The sequence below is a fragment of the Altererythrobacter rubellus genome, from assembly GCF_030284385.1.
In the GTDB taxonomy this organism is placed as follows: domain Bacteria; phylum Pseudomonadota; class Alphaproteobacteria; order Sphingomonadales; family Sphingomonadaceae; genus Erythrobacter; species Erythrobacter rubellus.
Window position 1 is genome coordinate 1,575,815 of the sequence record NZ_CP127221.1, and the last position, 13,989, is coordinate 1,589,803.

A 13,989-nucleotide genomic window follows, 5' to 3' on the forward strand; every position below is an offset into this window, starting at 1 on the left:
CGAATTAGTTGAGGCTTTTCCAAACGGCCTCAATAAACCGATCTTCGTTGATGAAGCCTTCACCCCCATCAAAACTGTCGAGCGGGTGCAAGGCTTGAGCTTCCTCCAGCGATGATCCGGAATCGCGCAGCGCGCGAATTCGGGTCACAGCCTCACCTACAGTGTTGCGATAAGCGATCAATTCGCGGCGATCCGACATTGTGCCATGGCCCGGGATCACCTTTGTATCCTCATCCATCAGGTTGATCGCGCTATCCAGCGAATAGAGCAGGTCTTCGATATCACCGCCGGACGCCACATCGACAAAGGGCCAGCCCGGTATCTTGAAGTAAAGATCGCCCATATGGACGATATTCTTTTCGCGCCAGCGCACGATACTGTCGCCATCGGTTTGGCCACCACCGACAAACACGACATCAATTGTGTCGCCATTGAGGTGCAAGGTCACACCGCGTTCATAAGTGACAACAGGCAGAGCCACCTTGGGTGACGGCGGCGTTACGCGCTCACCGCGGGTCGGCGGGAATGACATCCGGACGCGCACATTGTGATGCGCGGAGATCGTTGCGCCACTGCCGCCGAAATGTTCGTTTCCGCCCGTGTGGTCACCGTGCCAATGCGTATTGACGACATATTTGACGGGCGTCGCGCCAAGATAGGCGACCGCGCCTTCGATCTTCTCTGATAGCGGCGCGAACTGGTCATCGATCAGGATCGTGCCATCCTCACCATGGCTAACAGCCATATTGCCGCCCGCATCGAAAAGTACGGCCACACCCTGCGCCAACTTTTCGGAAGTAATCTCCACCTCGCTGAAGTCTCGCTGAGCTGCCAGGGGCGATGCAATAAAGATCGATGCGGTTGCTAGTGCGGTGGCGAAAATGCGTTTCATGACTGTTCCCTCTGTTTGACCTAGGCTTAAGTCTTGCCGAGAGAAGGGTCGAGAATTGCCCGTAAATTAACTGCCGAACGCTTCCTTCACGCGGTCGAAAAAGCCCTTGCTTTCGGGGCATTCTTCACCGGTTTCGGTTTCGCGAAACTGCTTCAGCAGTTCCTTTTGCGCCTTGGACAGTTTGGTCGGTGTTTCCACCGCAATTTCGACCACCAGGTCACCACGTCCGCGGCCTTGCAGCACGGGCATCCCCGCTCCGCGTACGCGCAACTGCTTGCCGGATTGAATGCCCACCGGGATTTCAACGCTGTTATCGTCACCGCCCAGATCAGGGATATCGACCGTGCCGCCAAGCGCAGCTGTAGTGAAGCTGATCGGAACGCGCGTGAGCAGCGTCGTGCCCTCGCGCTGGAAAACCGCGTGCGGCTTCACATGTACGAAAATGTATAGATCGCCCGCAGGAGCGCCTCTGGGCCCGGCCTCCCCCTTGCCAGACAAACGAATGCGCGTACCGGTATCGACGCCTGGCGGAACTTCAACCTCGAGTGAGCGCGCCTTGTCGACGACCCCTTCCCCGCGGCAATCACCGCAAGGGTTTTCGATCACAGCGCCGCGGCCGTGACAGGTCGGGCATGGGCGTTCAACCACGAAGAAACCTTGCTTGGCGCGAACTTTGCCGTGACCATCGCACATTCGACATTCGCGTTCGCTTGTACCCGGAGTAGCGCCAGACCCATCGCAAGTGCCGCAGCTCTGCGAGACTTCGATTTCCAGCTCGACTGTTTTTCCGTGGAAGGCATCGTCCAGGCTGACTTCCAAATCATATCGGAGATCCGCTCCGCGCCGCGGCTGCGCGCGTTGCCGCCCGCCACCGCCGCCAAAAGCGCTGCCGAAAATAGTCTCGAAGATGTCCCCGATATCGCCAAAATCGCCTTGCGGACCACGACCGCCGCCGCCACCGCCGGACATTCTCTGCGTATATGCTGAATGGCCATAGCGATCATAGGCCGCGCGCTTCTGCGGGTCCTTCAGGCAATCATAGGCCTCGTTGATGGCCTTGAATTTTGCCTCACTCTCGGCATCGCCCGGATTACGATCCGGATGATACTTCATCGCAAGCTTGCGGTATGAGCTCTTCAGCGCACCGCCGTCAACGTCGCGCGAGACTTGAAGCAATTCGTAATAGTCGATGTCGGTAGATGCCATGCTGCTGCTTCCCTGCCCTAAACGCTAACCGCCACCGGCGCTATATGCGCTGGCGGCGGCAGAGTTTCCCATTAGGACATCAGCCCTTTTTGTTGTCGCTGTCTTCGCTCGAATTTTCGTCAACTTCGGAGAATTCCGCATCGACAACTTCTTCGTCAGCCGAACTATCCGAAGAACCTTCCGCGCCAGCGTCAGGACCGGCAGCCTGCTCTTTTTCGTAGATCTGCTGACCCATCTTCATGGCCGCTTCTGTAAGCGCCTGCGCCTTTGCATTGATCGCATCGACATCATCGCCTTCGAGCGCGGTCTTAGCTTCGGCCAAGGCTGCTTCGACGGCAGATTTCGTATCAGCGTCAACCTTGTCGCTATGCTCTTCGAGCTGCTTCTCGGTCGCGTGCACCAGGCTGTCTGCCTGATTGCGAGCTTCCGCAGATTCGCGGCGCTTCTTGTCTTCTTCCGCGAACTTTTCGGCATCCTGAACCATCTGATCAATGTCCGAATCCGACAAACCACCAGACGCCTGGATCTTGATCTGCTGTTCCTTGCCGGTGCCCTTATCCTTGGCAGAGACATTCACGATACCGTTTGCGTCAATGTCAAAGGTCACTTCGACTTGCGGAACACCGCGCGGCGCGGGCGGGATGCCCACCAGATCAAACTGTCCAAGCAGCTTGTTGTCAGCGGCCATCTCGCGCTCACCCTGGAAAACCCGGATGGTCACGGCATTCTGATTGTCTTCAGCGGTCGAATAGACCTGTGTCTTCTTCGTCGGGATCGTCGTGTTGCGATCGATCATGCGGGTGAAGACACCGCCCAGTGTTTCAATACCCAGCGACAGCGGGGTCACGTCGAGCAGAAGCACGTCTTTGACGTCGCCCTGCAGAACGCCCGCCTGAATGGCGGCCCCCATGGCCACCACTTCATCAGGGTTCACGCCAGTGTGCGGCTTCTTGCCGAAGAATTCTTCCACGACTTCGCGAACCTTTGGCATACGGGTCATACCGCCAACCAGGATCACTTCATCAATCGCGCCTTTATCCAGACCTGCATCAGCGAGCGCTTTCTTGCACGGATCGAGCGTGCGCTTGATCAGATCGCCAACCATCTTTTCCAGGCTGGAACGTGTGATCGTTTCAACAAGGTGCAGCGGCGTGGAAGAACCATCTTCCATGCGCGCGGTAATGAACGGCAGGTTCACTTCTGTCTGCTGCGAGCTAGAGAGTTCGATCTTGGCCTTTTCAGCCGCTTCTTTCAGACGCTGTAGTGCAAGCTTGTCCTTGCGCAGGTCCATGTTCTCTTTCGTCTTGAACTGGTCAGCCAGCCATTCAACGATCGCGCTGTCGAAATCTTCACCACCAAGGAAGGTATCGCCATTGGTCGATTTAACTTCGAACACGCCATCACCGATTTCGAGGACGGAGATATCAAAAGTACCGCCGCCAAGGTCATAGACAGCGATGGTTTTGCCGTCTTCCTTGTCGAGGCCATAAGCCAGTGCCGCGGCAGTAGGCTCGTTAATAATACGCAGAACCTCGAGGCCTGCGATCTTGCCCGCGTCCTTGGTTGCCTGACGCTGGGCATCGTTAAAGTAGGCCGGAACAGTGATAACTGCCTGCTCTACCTTCTCGCCAAGATATTCCTCAGCGGTCTCTTTCATCTTTTGCAGGATGAATGCAGAGATCTGCGACGGTGAATAATCTTCACCGCCAGCGTTGACCCATGCATCGCCATTGGTGCCCTTGACGATATTGTAAGGGACCAGTTCCATGTCCTTCTTGGTCATCGGATCATCGAACCGGCGACCGATCAGGCGCTTCACTGCATAAACCGTATTGTCAGGGTTGGTCACTGCCTGGCGCTTTGCCGGCTGACCAATCAGACGCTCACCATCTTTGGTGAAAGCGACGATAGAAGGTGTAGTGCGCGCACCTTCAGAGTTTTCGACGACCTTGGGCTTGCCCCCGTCCATAACAGACACGCACGAGTTGGTGGTGCCGAGGTCGATACCGATTACTTTACCCATGTTTCTTCGTTTCCCATCAGTTCAATTATTGGACACCGCGCATTGTGCTTTCCAAAGTTGGCAAAACAGCTCGGCGGCTCAGTCCGTCAGGTGTGATACTCGGGGGATATAGGTGCGGTTTTGCTTGGCACAAGGGAACAGGCACACTAGATTTTGCATGTTTTCAGACCGGAGAAACCTGACATGAAGTTCAATCAATTGGCCGCCGCGAGCATGCTCTTCTCTACATTCGCCTTGGCAGCTTGTGGCGCAGAGCCGGAGACTGTGGTCGAAGCCGAACCCGAAGGTGTGCCCGGTTTGAGCGTCGAAAATGCTCGCGTTGTTCTGGCGCCGGTGCCGGGCAATCCGGCTGCAGGCTATTTCGATCTGAAGTATGAAAACGACCGCGGCCTCGCGATCCGCCGGGCCGATGTAAGCGGCGCTGAGAAGACCGAAATCCACGCTTATGGAGAATGGAACGGCAAGATGACCATGGCCGAAGCCATGGAAATTGCCATTCAGAAGGGCACTGAAATCGCGTTCGAGCCAGGCGGCTATCACCTGATGGTGTTTGATCTGGATGAAAGTGTTGAGCCCGGTGATACGGTCGAGTTTACGCTGACTGTGTCGGGAGGGGACAAACACAGCTTTGAAGGCGAAGTTCGCGCAGCCGGGGACGAGCGCTGAACCACGTTTCCACCGGAGGAAATTTAAGCGTTTCTCCACTCGCCTGTCCGGTGGGTGGCGAGCGCGCACTTACTCCGGGCGAAGTGAAATTGGCAGCTTCTGTTTTCGGGACGGCGATCGACTACGCTGCAGTCACAATCCGGCGCAGAAAGTGGTTTCCGTTTCAGCCGCGCAAGGTCACGATGGCACCGGGCGGGCATTTGCATTTCCATCCCAGGGGCAGCGCCTATTGCGATGATTTCTCAAGCGAGGATCTGCACCGGCAGGGCTTCTTCATACATGAGATGACACATGTCTGGCAGGCGCAGGCACGCGGCATCTGGAGTACGCGGCAAGCTACATCAACAAGCAGGCCGGCAGTATCGCGGGCAATGACCCCGATGTCGGCACCGGCGGCACGCCTTTCATGAAGTATCTGAAGAAGCACCACGATGAAAACTGTGCGCAAGTAGTGGCCTGATACAAAAAGGGCGAGGTAGCAAACGCCGCCTCGCCCCTTTTTCAAATTCTAGTCTCTGACTCAGGGCTTCTTCGCCACGCCAACCATAGCCGGACGTAGCAAGCGGTCCTTGATCATATAGCCGCTCTGCATTTCTTGCACGATCGTGCCTTCTTCGTACTCTTCAGTTGGCACTTCCATCATCGCCTGATGCTGATTCGGATCGAGAGGCAGGCCAACCGAAGCAATGCGCTTCACACCGTGCTGGCCGAATACTTTCTCAAGTTCGCGCTGAGTGGCTTCAATGCCGGTTACAAGCGCCTTCATCTTGTCGTCTTCACGCAGACTTTCGGGAATTGCCGCAATCGCACGCTCAAGGTTGTCTGACACGCTCAGAACATCTCGTGCAAAGCCGGTCGCGGCGTAGGCGCGCGCGTCTTGCACATCCTTTTCCGCGCGGCGGCGCACATTCTGTGCCTCTGCTTTGGCGTAGAGAATATCCTGCTTTGCGGTCTCCAGATCGGCCTTCAGCGCATCGAGCGCTTTCTCGAAACCGTCTTCAGATGCCTCGTCCTCTCCATTGTCGAGGAACTCCTCCGGCACGCCTTCAAGTTCTTTGTCTACCGCATCATCTTCTGCTTGCGATTTGTCGTTGTCGATCATGTTCTTACATTTCCAAAGCTATCCGATAAGCTTGCCCAGCGAACGGGCGGTCAGGTCAATCATGGGTATCACGCGCGCGTAATTCAACCGTGTGGGGCCGATGACGCCAAGCACGCCGACCACCCTTCCCTCACGGTCACGATACGGCGACGCGATAACCGAAGAGCCGGACAATGCAAACAACCGGTTCTCGCTTCCGATGAAAATCCGCGTAGCTTCGGCTTCGCGCGCGCTTTCCAGCAATTCGGCAACTGATTGCTTGCTTTCCAAGTCTTCGATCAGGCTGCGCACACGCTCAATGTCCTGCATCGCTGCGTCATCGAGAAGATTCGCTTGTCCGCGTACGATTAAAACCGGACGCTGTGCTGCGTCTTCGCTAAGAACCGCAAGACCACGCTCGACCAGATTGCGGCTTGCGCTGTCGAGCTGAGACTTGCCCGATTTGATTTCTGCCCCGATCGCAGCATTGGCTTCGGCCAACGTCCGCCCAGCAAGACGTGCCGTGATGTAATTGCTCGCTTGCTCCAGCACTGAAGGTGCCAATGAACCACCCAACTCGATTACGCGGTTCTCGATCGATCCATCTTCGCTGACGAGCACAGCTAGCACCCTCCCCTGGCCCAGATTGACCAGGCTGAACTGTGCAAGCTTGGCCTCGCGGGTTGGGACCAACACCATCCCGGCAGCGCCTGAAATGTCAGACAGGATTGCGCTGGTTTGCTCCAATGCTTGTTCGATCGGGCCGCTGTCTGAAAGACGCCCCTCTATCGCGGCGCGCTCCTCCGCATTGGGCTCTGACACGCGCATCATCCCGTCAACAAACAGGCGCAAGCCGCTTTCGGTTGGCATGCGCCCTGCACTTGTGTGCGGCGCGGATAGCAAACCGTGTGCCTCAAGGTCCGACAACACCGCGCGGATCGAGGCCGGCGAAAGATTGACCGTACTATCGCTGGCAAGCGTTTTTGACCCGACCGGCTGCCCGCGATCCAAATAGCCTTCGACCACGAGACGGAAAATCTCTCTCGCACGGTCGGTCAATTCTGCGATGGGTGGTGTGGACATATAACGCTATCTAGCGCTTTGCTCCACAGCCTCAAGCCTTGCAGGTGACACCGCGCACAGCCTATCCCGGCGGCAACGAATCAAAACACAAGGGATTCTCATGCGACCTTCCGGCCGCGCGCCTGACGAAATGCGCGCTATTAGTATCGAAACCGGCTTTACCAAGCACGCTGAAGGCAGCGTGCTGATTAGTTGCGGCGACACGCGGGTGCTGTGCACAGCGAGTATCGAAGAACGCATTCCACCCTGGCTGCGCGGCAAAGGCGAAGGTTGGGTCACAGGCGAGTATTCTATGCTGCCCCGTTCTACGCATACGCGCAGTGGGCGCGAAGCAGCGCGCGGCAAGCAATCGGGCCGAACGCAGGAAATCCAGCGCCTGATCGGCCGGTCATTGCGAGCTGTCGTTGACTTGAAGAAGCTTGGCGAGCGTCAGATCACTCTCGACTGCGATGTGCTTCAGGCGGACGGCGGAACACGCACGGCATCCATTTCAGGTGCCTGGGTGGCGCTGCGTTTGGCGGTGAACGGCCTCATGGCGTCTGGCGACCTCAAAGAAGATCCGATCACAGGCCAGGTCGCTGCAATCAGCTGCGGAATCTACAATGGCACACCTGTGCTTGACCTCGATTATGATGAAGATTCCAGCGCCGATGCAGATGCGAACTTTGTCCTGATCACAGGTGGCCAAATCGCCGAAGTGCAAGCAACAGCAGAAGGCGCAACCTATGATGAGGAGGGCCTGCTACGCTTGCTGCGTTTAGCCAAAATCGGCTGTGACGGCATCTTCAAGGCACAGCTGGACGCCTCAAAATGACTCGGAAGCTGGGCGGAGGGTCACTCGTTATCGCCACTCACAATGAAGGCAAATTGCGCGAAATCTCTGCCCTGCTTGCGCCATATGGCCTGAAATGCATTTCGGCAGGTTCGCTTGGTCTGCCGGAGCCCCCCGAGGATGGAAAAACCTTCGTCGACAATGCGTTGATAAAGGCGCGCGCAGCCGCCGAGGCGTCGGGTCTCGCGGCGCTGGCCGACGATAGCGGATTGTCCGTGGACGCATTAGGTGGTCGCCCCGGTGTGTACACCGCGGACTGGGCCGAACGGCAATGGTTCGAAGGCGATCCGGGCCGCGATTGGTATATGGCGATGGGCAAGGTCGAAGGGATGCTCCAACAGCTTGGCCCGGATACAGACCGCAGCGCGGCTTTCCATTGCGTACTGGCGATTGTGTGGCCCGGTGGCGAGCATGAGGTTTACGAGGGAACATGCTCGGGTTCGCTGACGTGGCCGCCGCGCGGTGAGATGGGTTTCGGTTACGATCCTGTTTTTGTCCCTGAAGGCCGCGATCAGACCTTTGCTGAAATTGACCCGCAAGAGAAACACAGCATGAGCCACCGCGCGGATGCGTTTGCCAAGCTGGTCGCGGACCAGTTTGGCAGTTAGTATGGGCGCATGGCGCGCGCACTATACATCCATTGGCCCTTCTGCGCGAAGAAATGCCCCTATTGCGACTTCAATAGCCACGTCCGCGACTTGGTGGATGTGGCGGCGTGGCGCGATGCCTTGTTGGCGGATATGCGCCACGAAGCCGAACTGGCAGGCGGTGAACCACTGCATTCGATATTCTTTGGCGGTGGAACGCCTTCCTTGATGCCACCTGCCCTGGTCGAGGCATTGCTTCAGAAAGCGGAGGCGTTGTGGGGTTTTGACGCCAATATCGAAATCACGCTCGAGGCCAATCCATCGTCGGTCGAGGCTGCGAACTTTGCCGCTCTAACGCAAACAGGCGTAAATCGGGTTTCTCTTGGTGTTCAATCACTTGAAGACGATACCTTACAGTTTTTGGGGCGCCTGCATGGGGCGCAGGAAGCGCTGGATGCGTTCGAGACTGCGCAACAGAATTTCGACCGCGTCAGCATCGATCTGATTTATGCGCGCCCGGGGCAGTTGGCTGAACAATGGACAGCGGAGTTGAGCCGCGCTCTGGCGCTCGGCACGGACCACATGTCACTCTATCAACTCACGATCGAGCCAAACACGCGCTTTGCCACCGATGTCCGACGTGGCGTGTTCACCCCGCTGGACGACGATCCGGCAGGTGATCTGTATGCGCTAACGCAAAAGATCATGAACGCGGCGGGCCTTCCTGCCTATGAGATCAGTAACCACGCCAAACCGGGGCAGGAAAGTCGCCATAATCTGACCTATTGGCGGTATCAGGATTATTGCGGGATCGGCCCCGGCGCACACGGACGACGCGGTGGAGTGGCAACCGAACGCCACAAGAAGCCGGAGAATTATCTGTTGGCGGTCAGCGAGCACGGACATGGCATCAAGGATCAGCGCGCACTCTCGATGGGTGAACAAGCATCCGAAGCGCTGCTTATGGGCCTGCGCCTCGCTGAAGGGATTGATTTGAGCAAGTTGGAGGCGCGGTTTGGAATCCCTTCTACCGATCTGATCAATGCGGATCGCCTTGCACTTCATAGTGACCTTGGCCTGCTTGAATACGATAGTGGCCGGATCACCGTGACGCCCTCCGGAATGCCGTTGCTGGACGCGCTTCTTGGCGAAATTGTTGCGGACGCGCTGGTAACCGCATGAGCGCGGCGGATCTCCTCGAAGCGTGGAACAATGAGTTGACCAATTCGCGCCGGCGTAGCCCGCATACGGTGCGCGCCTATCTGGGCTGTGCGGATCGTTTGCTGAAAGCGCGTGATTTGGTCGATTGGGATGGTGTGGCCTTGTTGGAGGCCCAAGATTTACGCCGTCATCTGGCCGAGCGCCGCGCGGATGGAATCGGCAATGCCAGCGCCGCGCGTGAATTGTCCGCGCTCAAAAGCTTTATCGCTTTTGCACGTGAGCAAGCGGGCGATCCTGACCCCGCCTCACCGCGCCTACGCGGGCCGCGCGTCAAGAAGGGCTTGCCCCGCCCGGTTATGCCCGATGAGGCAAGCAATCTCGCCGATCTGGTCGCGGACAATGCCAAGGCGGAATGGCTGGGCGCGCGCGATCGCGCGGTGCTGCTGCTGCTGTATGGTTCAGGCTTGCGGATTGCCGAGGCGCTGTCGCTCAAAGCCAATGACGTGCCGTTGGGAGAGGTGCTGCAAGTGACGGGCAAAGGCGGGAAGCAGCGTATGGTGCCGGTGCTGCCGATCACCCGCGCTGCGGTGGCGGATTATTGCGCAAAATGTCCGTGGCCGCTGCCGGGCAATGAGGTGCTGTTCCGCGGCGAGAAAGGTGGCCCGCTTAGCCCCGGCATGGTTCAGAAGGCGACCGCGCAAGCGCGCCGCGCGCTGGGCTTGCCTGAGACCGCCACCCCGCATGCATTGCGGCACAGTTTTGCGACGCATTTGCTCGGGGCGGGAGCGGATTTGAGAAGCTTGCAGGAATTGCTCGGCCATGCTTCTTTGGGATCGACGCAGATTTACACCAAGGTTGATGCGGCCACGATGCTGGAAAACTACCGCGACGCGCACCCGAGGGCGAAGAAGAGGTAATTTCCACCAAAAGCAGACATTCCGCAAACGACCCAATTGCAGACATTTGGCTGCAAGATCGGCTAAATCTTGAGCGGACCTAAGCTAATCGCGCCTCAATCGCGTCCCAGATCATTCCGGCGGTATCGGTGCCGTTGAACTTATCAATCGCAACAATCCCGGTCGGTGAGGTGACGTTGATCTCGGTAAGGTATCTGCCGCCGATCACATCGATGCCGACGAATGTCAGCCCGAGCCGTTTCAGTTCCGGTCCCATCGCATCGCAGATTTCCTGCTCGCGCTCGGTCAACTCGGTCGCTTCGGCGCTGCCGCCCATGGCTAGATTTGAACGAAACTCGCCCTCGCCCGGCCGGCGGTTGATCGCGCCCGCCACCATGCCATCGACCAGCACGATGCGCTTGTCCCCTTCGGCCACTTCGGGAAGGAAAGGCTGCACCATATGCGGTTCGGGCCAGGTCTGGTTGAACACTTCGAACAGTGCAGACAGATTGTCGCCATCGGCGGGCACGCGGAAAATTGCCTTACCGCCATTGCCGTGTATCGGCTTCACCACCACCGCGCCATGCTCAGCCATAAAACGCCGCACTTCGTCGACTGATCGCGTCACCAGCGTAGGCGGCATAAAGCGGCGATAGTTCAGCACCATCACCTTTTCCGGCGCATTGCGCACGCTGACCGGATCATTGACCACCAGCGTCTCGTCCTTAACTCGCTCGAGCATATGCGTGGCGGTGATATAGCCCATGTGGAATGGCGGGTCCTGCCGCATCAGAACAACATCGATATCCTTGCCCAGGTCGAGCCGCTGCGCTGCGCCCTTAGTCACATGGTCGCCCTTAACGCGTTGAAGTTTGACCGGATGGCATTCGGCATAAAGCCGATCGTCTGCATCCAGCGTCAGGCTCTCAACGTGGTATTCAAATACCTCATATCGGCGCTCCTGCGCGCTCATCATCAGAGCAAAGGACGAATCCCCGTCTATGTTGACGGTTTCGATCGGGTCCATCTGAACGGCGACGCGTAGGCTCATTCTGTATTCCTAATTCTCGCCCTACTCAGGGCATCAATGCATTGGTGATGTGGCGAGGGATGCTCGCGGGTGCAAGCAGGATTACATCAACTCGTATATCATCGCCGTCGCGAACATATTGATGTGCAACCGCTACTGCCGCTGCGGCAAGCCTACGCAGCCGGTATTCATCAATCGCATGATCAAGGTCTTCGCGGCGTTTGCGCCTTTTAACCTCGGTGAATGCGACCACACTATTTCGCCGCGCGATCAGATCAATCTCGCCCAGCGGGGTTTTCACCCGCTCAGCCAAAATTTGCCAGCCTTGCAGCCGCAAAAAAATGGCGGCGCGAAATTCGCCTTGCCGCCCAGCTCGCTCGGCACGTTTTCTGGTCGCTGCGGGCCGCTTCATTCGGCCTTCAGTTCCATAGCACGAGCGTATAGCGCCTTACGGTCAAGCCCGGTTGCCTTCGATACCCTGGCGGCAGCCTGAGAAGTCTTCATCGTAGCAAGCGCCTCTCGCAGCAGCACGTCCGGATCAACATCGCAAGAGTTCTCGACCGGCGGACCCACCATCAGCACAATCTCGCCCTTGGGCGGGTTGGCAGTATAATGATCGGCCAGTTCCGTCGCTGTCCCGCTGCGGCATTCCTCGTACAACTTGGTCAGCTCGCGCGCGACCGCCACTTCGCGGGTGGGCCACAGTTCCCCCAACATATTCAGCGATTTCACCAGGCGCGGTCCGCTTTCGTAGAATATCAGCGTAGCGTGGATGCTGGCCAATTCCGCAAGTGCGTCTGCACGCGCTTTTTCCTTGGTCGGCAGGAATCCCGCAAACAGAAAGCGGTCATTGGGCAGCCCGGACATGGTGAGCCCCGCGATTGCAGCACACGCGCCTGGCAAAGTTGTGACCGCAACGCCGCTTTCGCGGGCAGCCTTCACCAGACGATATCCCGGATCGGATATCAAAGGTGTGCCTGCATCGCTGACCAGTGCAATCGCTTCACTGCGGGCGCGTTCGACAATTGCCAAACCCGCCGCCTCGCTCGCGTGATCATCATATCGAATCAATGGTTTATGAGTGAGCAGACGCTTCAGCAGCTTGCCCGTCACCCGCGTATCTTCGCAGGCGACAGCATCGCATTTGCTCAGTATATCGACCGCACGGAGCGTTATATCGCCAAGATTGCCAATCGGCGTGGCGACGATGTACAGCCCCGGATGAAGAGGTTCAGACAGGGCTTGCTCAGGGGCGATTGTGTTCACAAGATGCTCTTTGGAACAGCCAAGACAGGGTCGGCAAGTATGAAGCGTAATTTGTTTAATCGGCGCAATCTGGTTGTGGGCGCCACAGCACTGCTTTTGGCAGGGTGTCAGGTCATACCCAAAACCGGTCCTGCCACAACTGAGCCAGTAGCCGGTCCAACTCCCGAACCAAGCGCAACAGCGCTTCCCACAGACGAAACACGCCACCGGATAGCAATTCTGGTGTCTTTGTCCGGTCGCAACGGCGCGGTTGGCGAATCGATTGCCAATGCGGCCAACATGGCGATCCTCGATACCGGCGCGGATAATATCCGTATCACGACCTACGATACATCCAGTGGTGCGGCCGAAGCTGCGGCCCAAGCGGTCGCAGATGGCAATCGACTGATACTTGGCCCGATGCTGGCAGACAATGTTCCCGCGGTGCGTAACGAGGCTGCCCGCGCGGGCGTTCCGCTGATCTCGTTCTCCAACGACACCAATGTTGCGCGGCCAGATGCATTTGTGATGGGTCACATCCCGGAACAGTCTATCGCGCGCTCTGTCGCCTACGCCCGTTCGCGCGGGGCGGAACGGTTTGCCGCATTGTTGCCCAGTGGCGACTATGGTGATCGAGCAGCCAGCGCGCTCGACAATGCATTGCAGGACTACGGAGGTCTGTTGTCTCAGACACGCCGTTACGACCGGGGCAGCAGCGCGGTCATCAGCGCAGCGACGCAGATGCGCGAAGCTGGTGGCTATGACACCGTTCTGATCGCAGACGGGGTACAATTGGCGTCGCAAGGTGCCAATGCCCTGCGTGAAGATGAGACAGGCTTGCCGCCGCGGGTGCTGGGCACAGAGCTTTGGAGTGGTGAAAGCGCTGTGACGCGGACCAGCGCATTGCGCGGCGCGATCTTTTCCGCGGTGTCTAACCGTCGGTTCCAGCGTTTTCGCGATAGCTATCAGGAGCGCTTCGGCAGCGCGCCCTACCGGATTTCGACATTGGGCTATGACGCTGTCTTGCTGACCTTGCGGGTTGCGCGCGATTGGGAGGTTGGCCGCCCTTTCCCCACGCGTCAGCTGACGACCAACGACGGGTTCCTAGGTCTCGACGGGGCTTTCCGCTTTGGCGGCAATGGTGTGATTGAACGGGCCATGGAAGTGCGCGAAGTTCAGCAGAACCAAGTTTCCGTTGTGGATCCAGCGCCTGCCCGCTTCAGTGACTGAGCAAAACATTCTGTGCCCGCTTGTCGCCGTGATCGCGCGCGGCATATAGGCTGACCT

14 protein-coding genes and 1 pseudogene are annotated in these 13,989 nt (G+C 58.0%); 7 read left to right on the forward strand and 8 right to left on the reverse strand.

Annotated features, from left to right (window positions below):
* Positions 1 to 4: 4 nt before the first annotated feature.
* From QQX03_RS07880 to dnaK, 3 genes are all read right to left on the reverse strand, one after another.
* The gene (locus QQX03_RS07880; protein WP_285975209.1) at positions 5 to 892 is read right to left on the reverse strand and encodes an MBL fold metallo-hydrolase; all 888 of its coding nucleotides are present in this window, start codon (positions 890 to 892) and stop codon (positions 5 to 7) included.
* 66 nt (positions 893 to 958) lie between these two features.
* Positions 959 to 2,098: a molecular chaperone DnaJ gene (gene dnaJ / locus QQX03_RS07885; RefSeq protein ID WP_285975210.1), complete on the reverse strand. Its 1,140-nt coding sequence runs from the start codon at positions 2,096 to 2,098 to the stop codon at positions 959 to 961.
* 79 nt (positions 2,099 to 2,177) lie between these two features.
* On the reverse strand, positions 2,178 to 4,121 hold the full coding sequence (gene dnaK, locus QQX03_RS07890; RefSeq protein WP_285975211.1) for a molecular chaperone DnaK: 1,944 nt from the start codon (positions 4,119 to 4,121) through the stop codon (positions 2,178 to 2,180).
* Positions 4,122 to 4,304: 183 nt separating this feature from the next.
* Here dnaK and QQX03_RS07895 point away from each other — a divergent pair, with 183 nt between their 5' ends.
* Positions 4,305 to 4,787 carry a copper chaperone PCu(A)C gene (locus tag QQX03_RS07895; RefSeq protein WP_285975212.1) on the forward strand — a complete coding sequence of 161 codons (483 nt, stop codon included), beginning with the start codon at positions 4,305 to 4,307 and terminating at the stop codon, positions 4,785 to 4,787.
* Between the two features lie 50 nt (positions 4,788 to 4,837).
* Positions 4,838 to 5,110 (forward strand): annotated as a pseudogene (locus QQX03_RS07900) (vgr related protein); the annotation flags it as partial.
* A 197-nt stretch (positions 5,111 to 5,307) separates the two neighbouring features.
* Here the strand turns inward: QQX03_RS07900 and grpE are convergent.
* Together grpE and hrcA are read right to left on the reverse strand one after the other, a co-directional pair.
* Positions 5,308 to 5,889, reverse strand: a complete 582-nt coding sequence (gene grpE, locus QQX03_RS07905) for a nucleotide exchange factor GrpE (protein WP_285975213.1) — start codon at positions 5,887 to 5,889, stop codon at positions 5,308 to 5,310.
* 18 nt (positions 5,890 to 5,907) lie between these two features.
* Positions 5,908 to 6,951, reverse strand: coding sequence for a heat-inducible transcriptional repressor HrcA (gene hrcA, locus QQX03_RS07910; RefSeq protein WP_285975214.1), 1,044 nt, complete (start codon positions 6,949 to 6,951; stop codon positions 5,908 to 5,910).
* Between the two features lie 100 nt (positions 6,952 to 7,051).
* On the opposite strand from hrcA, the gene rph reads away from it, so the two are divergent.
* From rph to QQX03_RS07930, 4 genes are read left to right on the forward strand one after another with little or no spacing between them, the layout of a single operon-like run.
* The gene (rph, locus tag QQX03_RS07915; RefSeq protein ID WP_285975215.1) at positions 7,052 to 7,765 is read left to right on the forward strand and encodes a ribonuclease PH; all 714 of its coding nucleotides are present in this window, start codon (positions 7,052 to 7,054) and stop codon (positions 7,763 to 7,765) included.
* The gene (gene rdgB, locus QQX03_RS07920; RefSeq protein WP_285975216.1) at positions 7,762 to 8,391 is read left to right on the forward strand and encodes an RdgB/HAM1 family non-canonical purine NTP pyrophosphatase; all 630 of its coding nucleotides are present in this window, start codon (positions 7,762 to 7,764) and stop codon (positions 8,389 to 8,391) included. Before rph ends, rdgB begins: the two co-directional genes overlap by 4 nt.
* A 9-nt stretch (positions 8,392 to 8,400) precedes the next feature.
* The gene (gene hemW / locus QQX03_RS07925) at positions 8,401 to 9,552 is read left to right on the forward strand and encodes a radical SAM family heme chaperone HemW (RefSeq protein ID WP_285975217.1); all 1,152 of its coding nucleotides are present in this window, start codon (positions 8,401 to 8,403) and stop codon (positions 9,550 to 9,552) included.
* Positions 9,549 to 10,448: a tyrosine recombinase XerC gene (locus QQX03_RS07930; protein WP_285975218.1), complete on the forward strand. Its 900-nt coding sequence runs from the start codon at positions 9,549 to 9,551 to the stop codon at positions 10,446 to 10,448. Before hemW ends, QQX03_RS07930 begins: the two co-directional genes overlap by 4 nt.
* Before the next feature lie 79 nt (positions 10,449 to 10,527).
* On the opposite strand, the gene gshB is transcribed toward QQX03_RS07930, so the two are convergent.
* From gshB to rsmI, 3 genes are read right to left on the reverse strand one after another with little or no spacing between them, the layout of a single operon-like run.
* Entirely contained in the window at positions 10,528 to 11,478 is a 951-nt protein-coding gene (gene gshB / locus QQX03_RS07935; RefSeq protein ID WP_285975219.1) for a glutathione synthase, read from the reverse strand.
* A gap of 25 nt (positions 11,479 to 11,503) precedes the next feature.
* On the reverse strand, positions 11,504 to 11,869 hold the full coding sequence (locus QQX03_RS07940; protein ID WP_285975220.1) for a YraN family protein: 366 nt from the start codon (positions 11,867 to 11,869) through the stop codon (positions 11,504 to 11,506).
* Entirely contained in the window at positions 11,866 to 12,723 is an 858-nt protein-coding gene (rsmI, locus tag QQX03_RS07945) for a 16S rRNA (cytidine(1402)-2'-O)-methyltransferase (protein WP_285975221.1), read from the reverse strand. The genes QQX03_RS07940 and rsmI overlap by 4 nt, the downstream gene beginning before the upstream one ends.
* Before the next feature lie 39 nt (positions 12,724 to 12,762).
* Here rsmI and QQX03_RS07950 point away from each other — a divergent pair, with 39 nt between their 5' ends.
* The gene (locus QQX03_RS07950; RefSeq protein WP_285975222.1) at positions 12,763 to 13,932 is read left to right on the forward strand and encodes a penicillin-binding protein activator; all 1,170 of its coding nucleotides are present in this window, start codon (positions 12,763 to 12,765) and stop codon (positions 13,930 to 13,932) included.
* The last annotated feature ends 57 nt before the right edge of the window (positions 13,933 to 13,989 follow it).